The organism is Exercitatus varius (genome assembly GCF_029577735.1).
Taxonomy (GTDB): Bacteria; Pseudomonadota; Gammaproteobacteria; order Enterobacterales; family Pasteurellaceae; genus Exercitatus; species Exercitatus varius.
This window is the reverse complement of the sequence record NZ_JARQTO010000009.1, coordinates 99572-117334: the sequence shown is the minus strand read 5'-3', so window position 1 is coordinate 117334 and position 17763 is coordinate 99572. Positions and strand designations below refer to the sequence as shown.

Genomic DNA, 17763 nt, shown 5'->3' with positions numbered 1-17763 from the left:
CCGTGATTTTTGACCGCACTTTTTATATTTTTCGTTATACCTTTGCGGTTATCACGATTTCCACTTTCCAGCGCGGATCGGCAAGCCGGGCTTCAACAGTGGCTCGACAAGGCGCGTTATCGCGCGCGACCCATTCATCCCATGCCCGATTCATGGCATCATAATCCGCCATATCCGCTAAGAAAATCTGCGCCGTCAGAATATTGTCTTTATGGGTGCCGGCTTCCCGTAACAAGTTATCAATAAGCTCTAGCACTTCTTGAGTTTGTTCGTAGGCGGGCAGATTAACCGTTTTTTCCGGCACCTGTCCTGAAAGATAAATCGTTTCCTGATGAATTACCGCTTCGCAGTAGCGTTTGCTAAGATGTAATCGTTGAATACTCATAAGCTTTTCCTTGAAATAATGCTTTCGGATTATAGCAATTTAAGCTTTTTATCGCTAAAATTCTTTCCATTTAGGAATAATTCTCAATAATGAAATTACTTGTTTCGAATCAACACGGCGCGCTTGTGATGGCAATGTTGCCGTTTTTATACGGTATGTTGCAGGGGCGGCCTCATTGGAGCCACCTGTTTTTATTGCTGGCGTGGACGGCTTTATATCTATTCAGTTATCCTTTTTTGAATCTGTTTAAGCCGCAAATTAACGATAAACGGAAGTATGCGCGCTGGGCCGGTATTTATGCTGCGGCGAGTGTGCTTTTTTGCCTGCCGGTTTTATGGCGAAACTGCTCGATGTTATGGTTTGGCGTCGCGATGTTGCCGCTAATGCTGATCGCCGTTTATTACACGAAAACAAAAAACGAACGCGCCTTATTGAATGATTTCGCCGCCATTGCGATTTTTGCTTTAGCCGGCGTCGCCGCTTATTATTTCGGTACGGAACAACTGAATGCCGAAGCCCTGCAAGTGGCGGTGTATCCCGCATTGTTTTTTGTCGGCGTCACCTTTTATGTGAAATCCATGCTGCGAGAGCGGAAAAATCTGTGGTATTTGCGTATTTCTATCGCTTTCCATCTTGCCTGCGTGGCTTTATTGGGCGTTTACCAATCCTGGCAGTTGGCGCTGACATTTACTCCGGCGCTGATTCGGGCGGTTTGCTTACCGCATAAAAAATTGAACGCCAAACAAGTCGGCTTGATCGAGTTCGCGGTTTCAGGTTTATTTTTAATCATGCTGCTGTGGGCGACGGGTAAATAAAAAGCGTCGAATTAAATCTCGACGCTTTCTTCATTTGCTTAAGTTAAGCCTGTTCGGGTTCGACGATTTCAATTTCCACTCCGCTGTGTAAACCGCGCGGCAGGCTGGAACCCCGACGTCCGCGTTCGGCGCGGAATTTTTGTAAATCTTCCGGTTTTAACGTGATTTTGCGTTTTCCGGAATGGAAGACCAAACTGGCGTTTTCGCTGATGAGCAATAAATTCACCACGAAATCCGACCGCACTTTTGCATCGGCGGCCGGAATACCGATGATTTTATTCCCTTTGCCTTTGGATAGCGACGGTAAATCCCGTACCGGGAAAATCAACATTCTGCCCGCGCGGGTTAACGCCACTAAAAGTGCGGTCGAATTTTCAATGATTTTCGGCGGCAATACTTGGGCGTTTTCCGGCAGCGTCAATACCGCTTTACCGGCTTTGTTGCGGGCGATTAAATCTTCGAATTTACAAATAAAACCGTAACCGGCGTCGGACGCCATCAGCAAATCCTGATTTTCGTTTTCAATCAGGACTTGTTTCATTGAAGCGCCGGCAGGCAGATTCAGTTTGCCGCTCAGCGGTTCGCCTTGCGAGCGGGCGGACGGCAGACTAAGCGGATCCACGGCATAGCTGCGGCCCGTACTGTCAATAAATACCGCCGGTTGATTGCTTTTACCGTAAGCGTGGTCAAGATATTTATCGCCAGCTTTATAATTTAAGCCTTGAACGTCAATGTCATGTCCTTTGGCGCAACGTACCCAGCCCATTTCTGACAGAATCACCGTCACCGGTTCGGCCGGGATCATTTCCGTTTCGGAAATGGCCTTGGCTTCTTCGCGTTCTACCAGCGGAGAACGGCGAGGGCTGGCATAGGTTTTGGCGTCCTGTTGAATTTCTTTTTTAATCAACGTGTTAAGTCGTCGTTCGGAAGCCAGGATTTGCTCCAAATGCTGACGTTCCTCTTCCAGCTGGCTTTTTTCCGCTTTTAATTCCGTTTCTTCCAATTTTGCCAAATGACGCAAACGCAGATTTAAAATCGCTTCCGCCTGTTCGTCGCTCAGATTGAAGCGCGCCATTAATACCGTTTTCGGTTCATCTTCATGACGAATAATGTCGATGACTTCATCAATATTTAAAAAGGCAATCAACAAACCGTCCAGAATATGCAGGCGGGATAAGACTTTATCCAAACGATGACGCAAGCGACGGGTAACGGTAGCGCGGCGGAATTGCAGCCATTCCGTGAGAATTTGCAGCAGATTTTTTACCGCCGGTTTGTGATCCAATCCGATCATATTCATATTGACGCGGTAACTGCGTTCCAAATCCGTGGTGGCGAACAAATGCGTCATTAAGGTATTGACGTCCACACGGTTCGAACGAGGCACAATCACCAAACGCACCGGATTTTCCTGATCCGCTTCATCGCGCACATCTTCCACCATCGGCAGTTTTTTCGCATTCATTTGATCAGCGATTTGCTGCTGAATTTTGCTTGGCGAAGACTGATGCGGCACAGCGGTAATAACGATTTCGCCGTCTTCTTTTTTCCAAGTGGCGCGCATTTTAATGGAACCGCGACCTTGTTCGTACAGTTTCCGAATATCGGCCTTCGGTGTGATGATTTCCGCTTCGGTAGGGAAATCCGGGCCTTGCACCACGCTAAGTAAATCGTCCAGCGTGGCTCGCGGATTATCCAATAACATCACGGCGGCGTCGGCGATTTCATTGAGGTTATGCGGCGGAATATCCGTCGCCATCCCCACGGCGATTCCGGTGGTGCCGTTTAATAAAATATGCGGCAGGCGAGCGGGCAAATATTGCGGTTCGGCAAGGGTGCCGTCAAAGTTCGGCTGATAATCCACCGTGCCTTGTCCCAGTTCGCCCAGTAAAATTTCTGAAATTTTCGACAAACGGGATTCGGTGTAACGCATGGCGGCGAAGGATTTCGGATCGTCCGGCGCGCCCCAGTTACCTTGTCCGTCCACCAGCGGATAGCGATACGAAAACGGTTGCGCCATTAGCACCATGGCTTCATAACAGGCGGAATCGCCGTGCGGATGGAATTTACCCAACACATCCCCCACGGTACGCGCCGATTTTTTGTATTTCGCCGCGGCGTTTAAGCCCAATTCGGACATGGCGTAAATAATCCGCCGTTGCACGGGTTTCAGTCCGTCGCCGATAAACGGCAGGGCGCGATCCATGATGACGTACATGGAATAATTCAGATAGGCACTTTCTGTAAAAGTGCGTAACGGCATTTGTTCAATGCCTTCGTAGTTGATGTTGTTGCTCATATTTTTATAAGGGGATGCTAACCCACCAATCTATTTATTGTTTAAATCGAATTTCGCCGAAGGCGACGTAGTTTTCTTCGCTTATTAGCAATTTTTCACGTTAAATCCAAAGGCCGGCATCTCGCATGACGCTTCGCTTTGGAACGAACTTAATTAGCGTTTTCCCCGAATAATCCGGGGTTGAGGACGCAATGCCGCTACAAAGTGCGGTCAAAATTTTGTTAGTTTTTTTAGGTTGAGACTTTACTCGGTTTTATTTCATATGAAAATTCACGTCCACGTCGGCCTCGGGATTTCGCTTATCGTAAACTTCGTCTTTAATTTTTCCGCTGAAAATTTCCGGATTTTCCTTGCCTTCCACCATTAACATGCCTTTGGCGCCTTTTTCCGTGCGGTTAATGCTGTGATCGAGGAAGGTGTATTGCCCCGGTACGTTAATTTGGAATTCAAGCATCGTGGCCCCGCCGGCGGGGATTAACGTAGTTTGTACATGATGATTTTTTAAATCTCCGCCTTCTACGTAAACCGTATCGAAGGTTTTACCCATTAAATGGAACGAAGATATTTTATTCGGACCGGCATTACCGACGAAGAAACGGATTTTCTCGCCGGTTTTGGCTTTCAGCGCGTTGGCGCCCGTCAGGGAATTGACATGCCCGTTAAACACGACGTAATCGGGCAGTTCGTAGCCGGCTTTTTCCATACTGACGACTTGCAAGCCTTTTTCACCGAAGACACCGCGGGTATAGAATTCGTTTTGTACGATATAAAATTCTTTATCCGCCGGCGCTAAGCCTTCCTTCGGTTCCACCAACAATAAACCGAACATTCCTTTGCCGATATGGGTTGCTGGGCCGGGGAAGGCGCCGCAATGGTAAAGATATAAGCCCGGATTAAGCGCTTTAAATGCGAAAGTTGTGGTGTGTCCCGGTTGCGTGTTGCTGATGAGCGACGTGCCCTCCGGTGCCGCAGCGGCGTGAAAATCCAGGCTGTGAGCAAGTTTTGAATTCACCGGATTGGAAAGCCGTACTTCCACCGTGTCGCCTTCGCGCACGCGGATGAAAGGTGCGGGCGTTGCGCCGTTAAATGTCCAATATTTGAATTGCACGCCGTCCATAATTTCCATTATTTTTTCCAGCGCTTCCAATTTTACCACGACGCGAGCGGAGGTTTTGCGGGTAATAGGTTTCGGCACATCGGGCGCGAAAGTGAGTTCCGCTTCCTCCATCGGTAAATCGGCCGTGGTTGAATCGACAGAAAGTGCGGTCGATTTTTCAATAGTTTTTTCCGTTTGATTTCCGGCTTGCGCAGAGGCGGAAACCGTGAAAAGGGAAGCGAGTAAAACGGTTAATAAGGTTTTTTTCATGAAAACTCCGTCATAGCGTCGGATGAAACGATGCCGGTTTAAACTTCTAAATCAGCCTGATCGCCTTTGGTTTGCAGCCAATTTTTGCGGTCTTCCGCGCGTTTTTTGTTGAGCAGCATATCCATCAATTCAATGGTGTCATTTTCTTGCGAATTTTCGCCCGCACTTTCCGCATTTTCATCGTAGGCGGCATAGGTCAACTGCACCAAACGACGGGTGCTCGGCTCCATAGTGGTTTCCCGTAGCTGGCTCGGGTTCATTTCTCCCAGACCTTTAAAGCGTTGCACATTCGGTTTGCCTTTTTTGTTGCTCAAACGGTCAAGCACGGCGTCTTTTTCGTTTTCGTCTAACGCGTAATACACTTCTTTGCCTAAATCGATACGATAAAGCGGCGGCATTGCCACATAAACGTGACCGTTTTCTACCAGTTTTGGAAAATGACGCAAAAATAACGCGCATAACAGGGTGGCGATATGCAAGCCGTCGCTGTCGGCATCCGCCAGAATACAGACTTTGCCGTAGCGTAACTGGCTGAGATCGTCGCTGTCGGGGTCGATTCCCAACGCTACCGCGATATTGTGCACTTCTTCGGAACCTAAAACCTGTTCGGACGATACTTCCCAGGTGTTCAGAATTTTGCCGCGCAACGGCAGAATCGCCTGATATTCGCGATCGCGCGCCTGTTTTGCCGAACCGCCGGCGGAATCGCCTTCCACTAAGAACAATTCGGTACGTTCCAAATCCTGCTGTGAACAATCCGCCAGTTTGCCCGGCAACGCCGGACCGGAAGTCAGTTTTTTCCGCACCACTTTTTTGGCCGCGCGTAAACGGCGTTGAGCGGAATTAATCGTCATTTCCGCCAGTAATTTTGCCGGTTCCATATTGTTGTTCAGCCACAAGCTGAAAGCGTCTTTTACCACGCCGCCGACAAATACGGCGCTTTCCCGTGAGGACAGGCGTTCTTTGGTTTGGCCGGCAAACTGGGCGTCGTGCATTTTAAGGGAAAGCACGTAAGCGCAGCGATCCCACAAATCATCGGCGGTTAATTTCACGCCTTTCGGCAGTAAATTGTGGTATTCGCAGAATTCGATCATGGCGTCGATTAAGCCTTTTCGCAAGCCGTTTACATGGGTTCCGCCCTGAATGGTGGGAATCAGGTTTACGTAGCTTTCGGTGACTAGTTCGCCGCCTTCTGGCAGCCAGAATAACGCCCATTCCACCGCTTCGCCGGAGCCTTTGAATTCGCCCACAAACGGCGTTTCCGGCACTGTGACGAATTCGCCTGCGGCTTCCGTTAGATAATCGGCAAGCCCGTCTTGGTAGCACCAGCTTTCTTCCGTGTCGTTGACTTTATCGATAAATTTAATTTCCAATCCCGAACACAACACCGCTTTGGCCCGTAACAAATGGCGCAAGCGGCTGACGGAAAATTTGTCGCTGTCGAAATATTTCGGATTGGGTTTGAAGTGCAAAGACGTTCCCGTGTTACGGCGTCCGCAGGTGCCGATCACTTCGAGTTCCTCCACTTTTTCACCGTTGGCAAACGCGATATGATAAATCTGACCGCCGCGGCGTACGGTAACGTCCACCCGTTCGGACAGAGCATTCACCACGGAAACGCCGACACCGTGCAAACCGCCGGCGAATTCATAATTGGCGTTGGAAAATTTACCGCCCGCGTGCAGTTTGGTCATAATGACTTCCACGCCGGACATTTTTTCCGTCGGGTGCATATCCACCGGCATCCCGCGGCCGTTATCGGTGACTTCCAGAGATTGATCTTTATGCAGAATCACTTCGATTTTCGACGCAAACCCCGCCAAAGCTTCATCCACACTGTTATCGATAACTTCCTGTCCCAAATGGTTCGGACGAGTCGTATCGGTGTACATGCCGGGGCGGATTTGTACGGGCTCCAGGCCTTTCAGTACCGTGATATTAATAGAATCGTATTCGTTTTGCGTCGCCATAATTTTTTGTCGGATATGAAGTAAAATGGAATGAAAAAATTGGAACGGATTTTAACAAAAAGTGCGGCGAAAATCGACCGTGCTTCAAAAGTGCGGTCAAAATTTGCGCTGTTTTTGGCGTGCATATTGTTTTGGATAAAAAGAAAAGGCTGTTTTTCGTGAAAAAAACAGCCCGAATCGTTACATTATTTCGCAATGCGTTTATATTTCATGCGATGCGGTTGAGCCGCCGCGTCGCCTAAGGTTTTCTTTTTCCACTCTTCGTAGTCGGAGAAGTTACCTTCGTAGAAAGTCACTTTGCCTTCGTCGCCGTAGTCCAGAATGTGGGTGGCGATGCGGTCTAAGAACCAGCGGTCGTGGGAAATCACCATGGCGCAGCCCGGAAATTCTAAGATAGCGTTTTCTAAGGCGCGTAAGGTTTCTACGTCTAAATCATTGGTCGGTTCGTCCAATAACAACACGTTACCGCCGCGTTGCAGCAATTTGGCTAAATGTAAACGTCCGCGTTCGCCGCCGGAGAGTTCGCCTACGCGTTTTTGTTGATCCACGCCTTTGAAGTTAAAGCGTCCGACGTATGCGCGGCTTGGGATTTCGAAGTTGCCGACGGTTAAAATATCCTGACCGCCGGAGACTTCTTCCCACACGGTTTTTTTATCGTCCATGGCGTCGCGGAACTGATCCACCGAAGCCAGCACCACGGTTTCGCCTAAGGTGACGGAACCGGAATCCGGTTGTTCTTTGCCGGAAAGCATACGGAAAAGCGTAGATTTACCGGCGCCATTGGCACCGATAATGCCGACGATCGCACCTTTCGGAATGCTGAAGGACAAATCGTCGATTAACGTGCGGTCGCCGTAAGATTTGGTCAAATGTTCCACTTCAATCACTTTGTCGCCTAAACGCGGACCGGGCGGAATGAAGAGTTCGTTGGTTTCATTACGTTTTTGGTATTCGCCGCTGTTGAGTTCTTCAAAACGGGCCATACGCGCTTTGCTCTTCGCCTGACGGCCTTTCGGATTCTGACGCACCCATTCCAATTCTTTTTCGATAGATTTTTGGCGAGCCGATTCCGTCGCCTGTTCCTGGGCTAAACGTTTTTCTTTTTGTTCCAGCCAGGAAGAATAATTGCCTTCCCAAGGAATGCCTTCGCCGCGGTCGAGCTCTAAGATCCAGCCGGCTACGTTGTCTAAGAAATAACGGTCGTGGGTAATGGCCACCACGGTGCCTTCGTAGTCGTGCAAGAATCGTTCTAACCAGGCCACGGATTCCGCATCCAAATGGTTGGTCGGTTCGTCCAGCAACAGCATATCCGGTTTTTCCAGCAACAAACGGCAAAGCGCCACGCGACGGCGTTCACCGCCGGATAAATGTTCGATTTTAGCGTCCCATTCCGGCAGACGAAGCGCATCGGCCGCGCGCTCCAGCTGGTTATCGAGATTGTGACCGTCGTGCGCCTGAATAATGGCTTCTAACTGCGCTTGTTCCGCGGCCAGTTTATCGAAATCGGCGTTTTCATCGGCATAAGCGGCATAGACTTCATCTAACCGAGTCAGCGCGTTTTTCACCTCGGAAACCGCTTCTTCAACGGCTTCACGTACGGTTTGTTGCGGTTCCAACTTCGGTTCCTGCGGCAGATAACCGATTTTAATTCCCGGCTGCGGACGCGCTTCGCCTTCGAATTCTTTGTCCACGCCCGCCATAATGCGTAACAGAGTGGACTTACCTGCGCCGTTTAAACCGAGCACACCTATTTTGGCGCCGGGGAAAAAGCTTAAAGAAATATCTTTAAGAATATGACGCTTCGGTGGAACGACTTTTCCCACGCGATGCATGGTAAAAACAAATTGTGATGACATATTGGATTCCATCTTTGTGATTCAAATTTAGCCGTGCATTCTACTGGAATTCGCCGGAATTTGTAAGTGATTTGTGGTCTTAATCCGTGAAAAGTGCGGTCGAATTTTGATTAGTTTTTTGAGGCTTTAACTAAAAAAGCCACCGCCGCTAAAATAAATCTGAATAAATTGAGAGTGACAATTCATTGAAAAATAAGCAAAAAAAACCGCCAAAACGGCGGTAGGAAAGTAGTTTAGCTATTTATTTATGATTATTTTATTTAGGAACTTTATGAATATCAAGCAATTACTTGACGGAGCGCATGGTAGCGGAAAAGTTTCAGCTTGAAAAGTCTGATTTGGCGTTTATTTGATATATGTCAAAATTTTGTGATAAATAAGTGAAAAAATGTATTTCATTGATAAAACGAGAAAATGAAAAGCCCTTTAACGAGAAAGGGCTTAAACGTGCTATTTTTGATGAGGATTGCGGGTGTCGGCGCCGTTTAAATTACGCATTAATAAGGCGTAATCCAGCTGAATGTCTTCCGGCACGTCTAAATAGACGAAATGTCCGTCGCCTAAGGCGGCGTCCGTCATTTCCCCTTTGCGGTTCAGCATTCGGTTGATTTTGAAGACAATATTGCCTTTCGGCGTCATCATTTCCACTTCATCTCCCAGCAGAAATTTGTTTTTCACCGCCACTTCCGCCATTCCCTGTGCGTTGCGTTTGCCGGTAAATTCGCCGACGAACTGCTGGCGTTCGGAAACGGAATAACCGTAATCATAATTTTGATATTCGTCGTGAGTGTGACGACGCAGGAAACCTTCGGTATAACCGCGGTGAGCCAGGCTTTCCAGCGTGGTTAACAGACTTTCGTCAAAAGGTTTGCCGGCGGCGGCATCATCAATGGCTTTGCGGTAAACCTGCGCGGTGCGGGCGCAATAATAGAAGGATTTTGTGCGTCCTTCGATTTTTAACGAATGCACGCCTAATTTAGTCAGCGTTTCCACATGTTGCACCGCACGCAAGTCTTTTGAGTTCATAAAATAGGTGCCGTGTTCGTCTTCGAATGCCGTCATCGGTTCGTCCGGACGTTTCGGTTCGGTGTAAATGAACACTTTGTCCGTCGGTGTGCCTTCGCCTAAGGTCGGCGCCACGTTTTTCACATCGATTTCCGGTTCGAATTTCGGCACGATATTGCCCACATCGTCCGTTTTTCCTTCCTGCAGTTTGTATTCCCAACGGCAGGCGTTGGTACAGGTGCCTTGGTTCGGATCCCGTTTGTTGATGTAACCGGATAACAGGCAACGTCCGGAATAGGCCATGCATAAAGCGCCGTGCACGAAAATTTCCAGTTCGATATCCGGAACCTGGCGGCGGATTTCGGCGATTTCGTCAATAGAAAGTTCGCGGGAAAGAATCACGCGGGTTAGGCCCATTTGTTTCCAGAATTTCACCGTCGCCCAGTTCACCGCATTCGCTTGTACGGAAAGATGAATCGCCATTTCCGGGAAGTTTTCGCGCACCAGCATAATTAAGCCCGGATCGGACATAATTAAAGCATCCGGTTTCATTTCGACGATTTTTTGTACGTCTTTTACGAAGGTTTTTAATTTTGAATTGTGCGGCGCAATGTTCACTACCACGTAAAATTTCTTGCCCAAACCGTGGGCTTCGTCGATAGCTTGTTTTAGGGTTTCGTGGTTAAATTCGTTGTTGCGCACGCGTAAACTGTAGCGCGGTTGTCCCGCATAAATGGCGTCGGCGCCGTAAGCAAAGGCGTAACGCATATTTTTTAGAGTGCCCGCAGGAGAGAGCAGTTCGGGTTTGAATGTCATAGATTTTCCGTTTGTCTGAGTTCAAGTCAGTAGCCTGCCGGAAGGCAAGCCGTTAAAAGGGCGGTATTCTATCATAAAGCCGGCGTCGCACAAAGTGCGTTAAGGTTTATTGCCGTTTTTGAATCAATCAAAAAAATTAGTGAAAAATCGACCGCACTTTTCATGCTAATCAAAAGTGCGGTCGATTTTGAGCGAGTTTTTTAATGTTCGCGGGTTTTGAAGAAGGTCACGTCGGGATAGCGTTCCTGTGATAGATTCAGGTTTACCATGGTCGGCGCAATGTAAGTGAGGTTGTCGCCGCCGTCGAGCGCCAAATTCTGTTCGTTTTTGCGTTTAAATTCTTCGAATTTTTTCGCGTCGCCGCATTCCACCCAGCGCGCGGTCGCCACGTTGACGTTTTCGTAAACGGCTTCTACGTTATATTCGGTTTTCAGCCGTGAAACCACCACGTCAAACTGCAACACGCCCACCGCGCCGACGATGAGATCGTTGTTCGTCAGCGGGCGGAAAACCTGTACCGCACCTTCTTCGGAAAGCTGTACCAAGCCTTTCAGCAATTGCTTTTGTTTCAACGGATCTTTCAGTCGGATGCGGCGGAACAGTTCCGGCGCAAAGTTCGGGATACCGGTGAATTTCAGTTCTTCGCCTTGGGTGAAGGTGTCGCCGATTTGAATGGTGCCGTGGTTGTGCAAGCCGATAATATCGCCGGCATAGGCTTCTTCCGCGTGAGTACGATCGCCCGCCATGAAGGTGAGCGCGTCGGAAATCACCACGTCTTTGCCGATGCGTACGTGTTTGAGTTTCATGCCTTTTTCGTATTTGCCGGAAACGACGCGCAGGAACGCCACGCGGTCGCGGTGTTTCGGATCCATATTCGCCTGAATTTTGAACACAAAACCGGTGAATTTTTCTTCCGCACTTTCGACGATGCGAGTATCCGCCTGACGCGCTTGCGGTTTTGGCGCCCATTGCGTTAAGCCGTCGAGGAAGTGATCGACGCCGAAATTCCCTAATGCCGTTCCGAAAAATACCGGCGTCAGTTCGCCACGAATAAATAAGGTTTGATCAAACTCGTTGGAGGCGCCTTGGACCAATTCCAGTTCTTCACGCAGTTGTTGCGCCAAATCGTCGCCCACGGCGGCATCCAGCTCCGGATTGTTCAAGCCTTTGATGATGCGCACAGCCTGAATGGTGTGTCCTTGACCGGTTTGATATAAATAGGTTTCGTCCTTGTAAAGATGGTACACGCCTTTAAATAATTTTCCGCAGCCGATAGGCCAGGTGATCGGCGCGCAATGGATTTTCAGCACGCTTTCCACTTCGTCCAATAATTCCATGGGATCGCGAATATCGCGGTCGAGTTTGTTCATGAAGGTTAAAATCGGCGTGTCGCGCAAACGGGTCACTTCCATTAATTTTATGGTGCGATCTTCCACCCCTTTTGCCGCGTCGATCACCATTAAGCAGCTGTCCACGGCGGTTAATGTGCGGTAGGTGTCTTCCGAAAAGTCCTCGTGTCCCGGCGTATCGAGCAGGTTCACCAGGCAATCGTTATAAGGGAATTGCATGACGGACGTGGTAATGGAAATCCCGCGTTGTTTTTCCATTTCCATCCAGTCGGATTTGGCATGGGCCTGTGAGCCTTTGCCTTTCACTGAACCTGCGGTTTGAATGGCGTTTCCGTACAGCAACACTTTTTCCGTGATGGTGGTTTTACCCGCGTCGGGGTGAGAAATAATCGCAAAAGTGCGACGTTTATTGACTTCTTGTGGATATGACATGATGGATTCTTATTTGGTTAAAATTGGGGCGTATTTTCGGTTATTTCGGGATTTTGTGCAAGATGCCAATAAAGGGAGAAGCTTTTATATAGCGGCGGAAACCTATTTTCAGTATAATTTTTTCACAATTTATCACGCCAATATTTAGAATACGTATTTATGAAATACACCATTAATGAAATTGCCAAACTCTGCAATGTGGGGAAATCGACGGTTTCCCGCGTGCTGAATAAGGATCCTAAAGTGCGGTCGGAAACTCGAGAGAAAGTGCAACGGGTCATTGATCGGCTCGGTTTTCAGCCTAATCGTTCCGCACGTGCTATGCGAGCGGGGCGGGAACCGGTGGTCGGCGTGATTGTTTCAAAACTTGATTCGGGCAGCGAATCGCAAACTTTACGCGCAATTTTACAGGCGCTGCAAGTCGAACATATTACGCCGCTGATAGTCGAAAGCCGCTTTCAAGCCGAACAAGTGCGGCATCATTTTCAGCTTTTTCGTAAACGTCAGGTTAATGCCGTTATTCTTTTTGGTTTTTTCCCCTTACCTCCTGAAATCGTGCGGGAGTGGCAAGGCCCTTTGGTTGTGATTGCGCGCACTTATCCGAATATTAATTCTATTTATTATAATGATGAGCAGGCGATTACTTGCCTGATGTCGGAGCTTTACCGACAAGGGCATCGCCGGATCGCTTATTTGGGCATTGAGGACAGTGACGAAACCACGGGTAAGCTTCGCACTCAAAGTTATTTACAATTTTGTCGCTCTCATCATATTCTCCCGAATTTGACATTGGTGGAACTTAGCGCGGAAAGTGCATACCGTCATTGTGCGGAGCTTTTTACCCAACCGGTGGATGCGCTGGTTTGCGCTACCGGTCGGCTTGCTTTAGGCGCGTTTAAATTTTCCCAACAATCCGGAAAGATTTTTCAGATGGCATACGTAGGATATAACGAGCCACTGCAATATATGTTGCCAAACGCTTTATCTTTTGATTTCGGCTATTATCAGGCCGGACTGAAAGCGGTGGAGTTATTAATGCGGCAGTTGCAGGGAGAATCTTTAACGGAACATCATCTGATTTCAGTTGAACAATCTTAAATTTTTGTGATCCTTGTCACATTTCTGAATAAAAGTGGGAACGTTCCCATTTACACGGTATGTTCATGGGTTATAATTGAAACAATTTTAATAGTTGGAGAAATATCCTATGGCGAAAATCAGTAAGGTGGATCCTAAAAATATTGACGAATTAATCGTTTATATCGGCGGTCGGGAAAATATTGTGACGGTAACGCACTGTATCACCCGCTTACGCTTCGTTTTAAACGATGAAAGCAAAGTGAACGCCAAAGCCATCGAAGAATTGCCGATGGTAAAAGCGAATTTTTCAACCGGCGGACAATATCAGGTGGTTATCGGGCAGGAAGTCGGCGATTATTACAAAATCCTGCTGGAAAAAACCGGTTTGGCCAGTGTGGACAAAGAGCAAGTGAAAGCCGCCGCCCGTCAAAATCAAAAATGGTATGAAAACCTGATTTCTCATATGGCGGATATCTTCATCCCGCTGTTACCGGCTTTGATCAGCGGAGGTTTGATTTTAGGTTTTCGTAACGTGATCGGCGATATTAAAATGTTTGACGACGGAACGAAAACCTTGGTCGATATCAGTACGTTCTGGGCGAGTATGCACAGTTTCTTATGGCTTATCGGCGAGGCGATTTTCTTCTTCCTGCCGGTGGGAATCTGTTGGTCCATCGCGCGTAAAATGGGCACTTCTCCGATTCTTGGTATCACCCTTGGTATAACGTTGGTGTCTTCGCAATTAATGAATTCCTATGCCTTGGGTTCACAAATTCCGGAAGTATGGGATTTCGGTCTGTTTTCTATTGAAAAAGTCGGTTATCAGGCGCAGGTTATTCCGGCTATTATGGCGGGCTTAACCCTTTCTTATATCGAACGTTTCTTAAATAAAATCGTGCCGGATTTCTTAAATCTGATCATTGTGCCTGTGACTTCGCTTATTTTAGCCGTATTTTTGGCGCACAGTATCATCGGTCCTATCGGTCGTGAAATCGGTAACGGCGTCGCCTTTGTGGTGAAAGCGGCGATGACCGGCGAATTCGCGCCTATCGGAGCGGCTTTATTCGGTTTTCTGTATGCGCCGCTTGTCGTGACCGGCGTACACCAAACTTCATTGGCCATTGATATGCAAATGATCCAAAGCATCGGCGGCACACCGGTATGGCCGTTAATCGCGTTGTCAAATATCGCGCAGGCTTCCGCCGTCGTTGCAGTGCTGATTATGGCGAAGAAAGCCAGCGTACGCGAAATAGCGGTGCCTGCGGCGCTTTCTGCTTACCTTGGCGTAACCGAACCGGCCATGTACGGCATTAACTTAAAATACCGTTTCCCGATGTTATGCGCTATGACAGGTTCGGCCTGCGCGGCATTGATCTGCGGTTTTGCCGGCGTGCTGGCCGGTAGTATCGGCGTCGGCGGATTACCGGGCATTCTTTCCATTCAACACCAATACTGGGGCTTTTATGCGCTTGCCATGTTAGTTGCCATTGTGGTGCCGCTTGTGTTGACCATGGCGGTTTATAAACGCAAAACGCTGAAAGGCGAAATCGAATAATCTTTCTCTTATTCTCTCAAAGTGCGGTGAAAAAACGTTGCAAAAAACGCCCGCACTTTTACCTTTATTCTTGACTATTTTAAGGAATTCAACATGCAAACCGAGTGGTGGAAAAACGGCGTTATATATCAGATTTATCCGAAAAGTTTTCAGGACAGTACCGGTTCGGGCACGGGCGACATTCAGGGAATTATTCGTCGTTTGGATTATTTGCAGCGCCTTGGTGTTGACGGTATCTGGCTGACGCCGATGTACGTATCGCCGCAAATCGACAACGGTTACGATATCGCCGATTATCGTAATATCGATCCGATTTACGGCACGATGGACGATTTCGAGCAATTAGTCGCCGAAGCGCACAAACGTCATATTCGTATCGTGATGGATATGGTGTTCAACCACAGTTCAACCTTTCACGACTGGTTCAAACAGGGCGAAGATCCGAACAGCGAATATCACGATTATTATATCTGGCGCGAGCAGCCTACCAACTGGCAATCCAAATTCGGCGGCAGTGCGTGGAAATGGTCGGACAAAGCGCAAAAATATTATTTGCATTTATTTGCGCCGGAGCAGGCGGATCTCAACTGGGAAAATCCTAAATTGCGCGCCGAACTGTACGATATTTGCCGTTTTTGGGCGGAAAAAGGGGTGGACGGTTTACGGTTAGACGTCGTGAATTTGATTTCCAAACCGGCGGTGTTCGAAGACGATTTCGAAGGCGACGGCCGTCGTTTTTATACGGACGGGCCGAAAATTCACCAATATTTGCAGGATTTAAATAAAAATGCGCTTAAACCTTTCAATTTAATGAGCGTCGGCGAAATGTCTTCCACCAAGCTGGAACATTGTCAGCAATATGCCAATTTAGCGGGCAACGAGCTATCCATGACCTTTAATTTCCATCATCTGAAAGTGGATTATCCGAACGGCGAAAAATGGACTTATGCTAAACCGGATTACGTCCAGCTGAAATCCATTTTCAACTATTGGCAGCAAGGTATGCATAATCGTGCGTGGAATGCGCTGTTTTGGTGTAATCATGATCAGCCGCGTATCGTATCCCGTTTTGGCGATGAAGGCGAATTTCGCACCGCTTCCGCCAAAATGCTGGCGATGGTGCTGCACGGTATGCAAGGCACGCCTTATATTTATCAGGGCGAAGAAATCGGCATGATTAATCCGAATTTCTCTTCAATTAAACAGTATCGTGACGTGGAAAGTCTGAATGCGTATCAAATTCTGCAGGATCAAGGGAAAAGTGCGGGCGAAATTTTACAAGTTTTAGCCCAGAAATCCCGTGACAATTCCCGCACGCCGATGCAATGGGACGCTTCCCCGAATGCCGGCTTTACCGACGGTACGCCTTGGATTGAGGCGGCGAAAAGTTATGCGGAAATCAACGTTGAACAGGCGCTGGCGGATAAACATTCGGTGTTTTACGTTTATCAGCGTTTAATCCGGCTCCGCAAAGAGCTGCCCGTGTTTACCGACGGCGATTATTGCGATCTGTTGCCGAATCATGAATTCGTGTGGGCTTATAAACGCAAAGCCGACGGACAGACATTAACCGTAGTTGCGAACTTCAGTCGTACGGTTCAAAGGGTTTGTTTGCAGCCGCATGGTGAAGTGCTGATGAATAACTATAACGATGTTGAAAAATCGGATGATTTTTTAATCCTAAAACCTTACCAGGGAATTTATTGGTTGGGTTGAGAATAAAAGCGGCAAAACGGTGCGTTTTTGCTTTAGGGTTTTACTTTTCGCAATCGTTTGCTTACCTTTTTGAAAAAATGCGGTATAATTTTGCCGAATTTTTCCCCATAAAAGGCAACTATCATGGCAGAGTTAAGCTTAAAAAAAATTTATTCCGGTAAAGTGCGTGATCTTTACGAAATCGATGATAAACGCATGTTGATGGTGGCGTCGGATCGGTTGTCCGCCTTCGATGTGATTTTGGATGATCCGATTCCGCGTAAAGGCGAAATTCTGACGCAGATTTCCAATTTCTGGTTCAAAAAACTGGCGCATATTATGCCGAACCATTTCACCGGCGAAACGGTTTACGACGTATTACCGAAAGCGGAAGCGGATTCGGTGAAAGACCGTGCGGTGGTGGTGAAGCGCCTGAAACCGATTAAAATAGAATCCATCGTGCGCGGTTATTTAACCGGTTCGGGCCTAAAAGATTATCGCCAAACCGGCACCATTTGCGGGTTGACATTACCGAAAGGTCTGGTGGAAGCCAGCAAATTGCCGGAGCCGATTTTCACTCCGTCCAGCAAAGAAGAGGTGGGCGATCACGATATTAATATCAGTTATGCGGAATGCGAACGTCAAATCGGCAAAGAATTGGCGGCGCAGGTGCGCGATGCCGCCATTGCCCTTTACAAAGAAGCGGCGGCGTACGCATTAAGCAAAGGCATTATTATTTGCGATACCAAATTTGAATTCGGTTTGGATGAAAACGGCACCTTAACCTTAATGGACGAAGTGCTGACGCCGGATTCCAGCCGTTTTTGGTCGGTGGAGACTTACAAAGAAGGCACTAATCCGCCGTCTTTTGATAAGCAATTTGTACGCGATTGGTTGGAACAAAGCGGCTGGAACAAACAACCGCCTGCGCCGAAAGTGCCGGCGGAAGTGATTGCAAAAACCGTGGCGAAATATCAGGAAGCCTTGGATTTGTTAACGAAATAAGCGTAAAGTGCGGTCAAAATTTTAAACGTTTTTTGTTCCGCCCGCGAAACCTCAACGATACGCATCAGGACTGATTTCGAGAATCTATCGGAATCAGTCTTTTTAATTTCTGTTGAATATGTTGACGGCTATCGT

The 17763-nt window shown here is 47.9% G+C and carries 12 protein-coding genes; 5 read left to right on the top strand and 7 right to left on the bottom strand.

What is annotated here, in order from left to right:
• Positions 1 to 34 precede the first annotated feature (34 nt).
• Positions 35 to 385, bottom strand: coding sequence for a RidA family protein (locus P7M01_RS07620; protein ID WP_317483459.1), 351 nt, complete (start codon positions 383 to 385; stop codon positions 35 to 37).
• Between the two features lie 89 nt (positions 386 to 474).
• Here P7M01_RS07620 and P7M01_RS07615 point away from each other — a divergent pair, with 89 nt between their 5' ends.
• Positions 475 to 1200, top strand: coding sequence for a YwiC-like family protein (locus P7M01_RS07615; protein WP_317483458.1), 726 nt, complete (start codon positions 475 to 477; stop codon positions 1198 to 1200).
• A gap of 43 nt (positions 1201 to 1243) precedes the next feature.
• Here the strand turns inward: P7M01_RS07615 and parC are convergent, their stop codons facing one another.
• The 6 genes from parC to prfC form a co-directional block, all read right to left on the bottom strand.
• Positions 1244 to 3499, bottom strand: a complete 2256-nt coding sequence (gene parC, locus P7M01_RS07610) for a DNA topoisomerase IV subunit A (RefSeq protein WP_317480336.1) — start codon at positions 3497 to 3499, stop codon at positions 1244 to 1246.
• Between the two features lie 253 nt (positions 3500 to 3752).
• Positions 3753 to 4865 carry a copper-containing nitrite reductase gene (nirK, locus tag P7M01_RS07605; RefSeq protein ID WP_317477289.1) on the bottom strand — a complete coding sequence of 371 codons (1113 nt, stop codon included), beginning with the start codon at positions 4863 to 4865 and terminating at the stop codon, positions 3753 to 3755.
• 38 nt (positions 4866 to 4903) lie between these two features.
• On the bottom strand, positions 4904 to 6835 hold the full coding sequence (gene parE / locus P7M01_RS07600) for a DNA topoisomerase IV subunit B (protein WP_317476117.1): 1932 nt from the start codon (positions 6833 to 6835) through the stop codon (positions 4904 to 4906).
• 185 nt (positions 6836 to 7020) lie between these two features.
• Positions 7021 to 8691: an energy-dependent translational throttle protein EttA gene (ettA, locus tag P7M01_RS07595; protein WP_317483457.1), complete on the bottom strand. Its 1671-nt coding sequence runs from the start codon at positions 8689 to 8691 to the stop codon at positions 7021 to 7023.
• A 450-nt stretch (positions 8692 to 9141) separates the two neighbouring features.
• Positions 9142 to 10512, bottom strand: coding sequence for a prephenate-dependent tRNA uridine(34) hydroxylase TrhP (gene trhP / locus P7M01_RS07590; protein WP_202935848.1), 1371 nt, complete (start codon positions 10510 to 10512; stop codon positions 9142 to 9144).
• 200 nt (positions 10513 to 10712) lie between these two features.
• Entirely contained in the window at positions 10713 to 12293 is a 1581-nt protein-coding gene (gene prfC / locus P7M01_RS07585; RefSeq protein WP_317481544.1) for a peptide chain release factor 3, read from the bottom strand.
• Positions 12294 to 12452: 159 nt separating this feature from the next.
• On the opposite strand from prfC, the gene P7M01_RS07580 reads away from it, so the two are divergent.
• The 4 genes from P7M01_RS07580 (at position 12453) to P7M01_RS07565 (ending at position 17628) form a co-directional block, all read left to right on the top strand.
• Positions 12453 to 13391, top strand: coding sequence for a LacI family DNA-binding transcriptional regulator (locus P7M01_RS07580; protein WP_317483456.1), 939 nt, complete (start codon positions 12453 to 12455; stop codon positions 13389 to 13391).
• A 109-nt stretch (positions 13392 to 13500) separates the two neighbouring features.
• Entirely contained in the window at positions 13501 to 14928 is a 1428-nt protein-coding gene (gene treB, locus P7M01_RS07575) for a PTS trehalose transporter subunit IIBC (RefSeq protein ID WP_394853436.1), read from the top strand.
• Between the two features lie 93 nt (positions 14929 to 15021).
• Positions 15022 to 16644 carry an alpha,alpha-phosphotrehalase gene (gene treC / locus P7M01_RS07570; RefSeq protein ID WP_317483455.1) on the top strand — a complete coding sequence of 541 codons (1623 nt, stop codon included), beginning with the start codon at positions 15022 to 15024 and terminating at the stop codon, positions 16642 to 16644.
• Positions 16645 to 16767: 123 nt separating this feature from the next.
• Complete coding sequence (locus P7M01_RS07565) at positions 16768 to 17628, top strand: phosphoribosylaminoimidazolesuccinocarboxamide synthase (RefSeq protein WP_317477283.1); 861 nt, start codon at positions 16768 to 16770, stop codon at positions 17626 to 17628.
• Positions 17629 to 17763 lie beyond the last annotated feature (135 nt).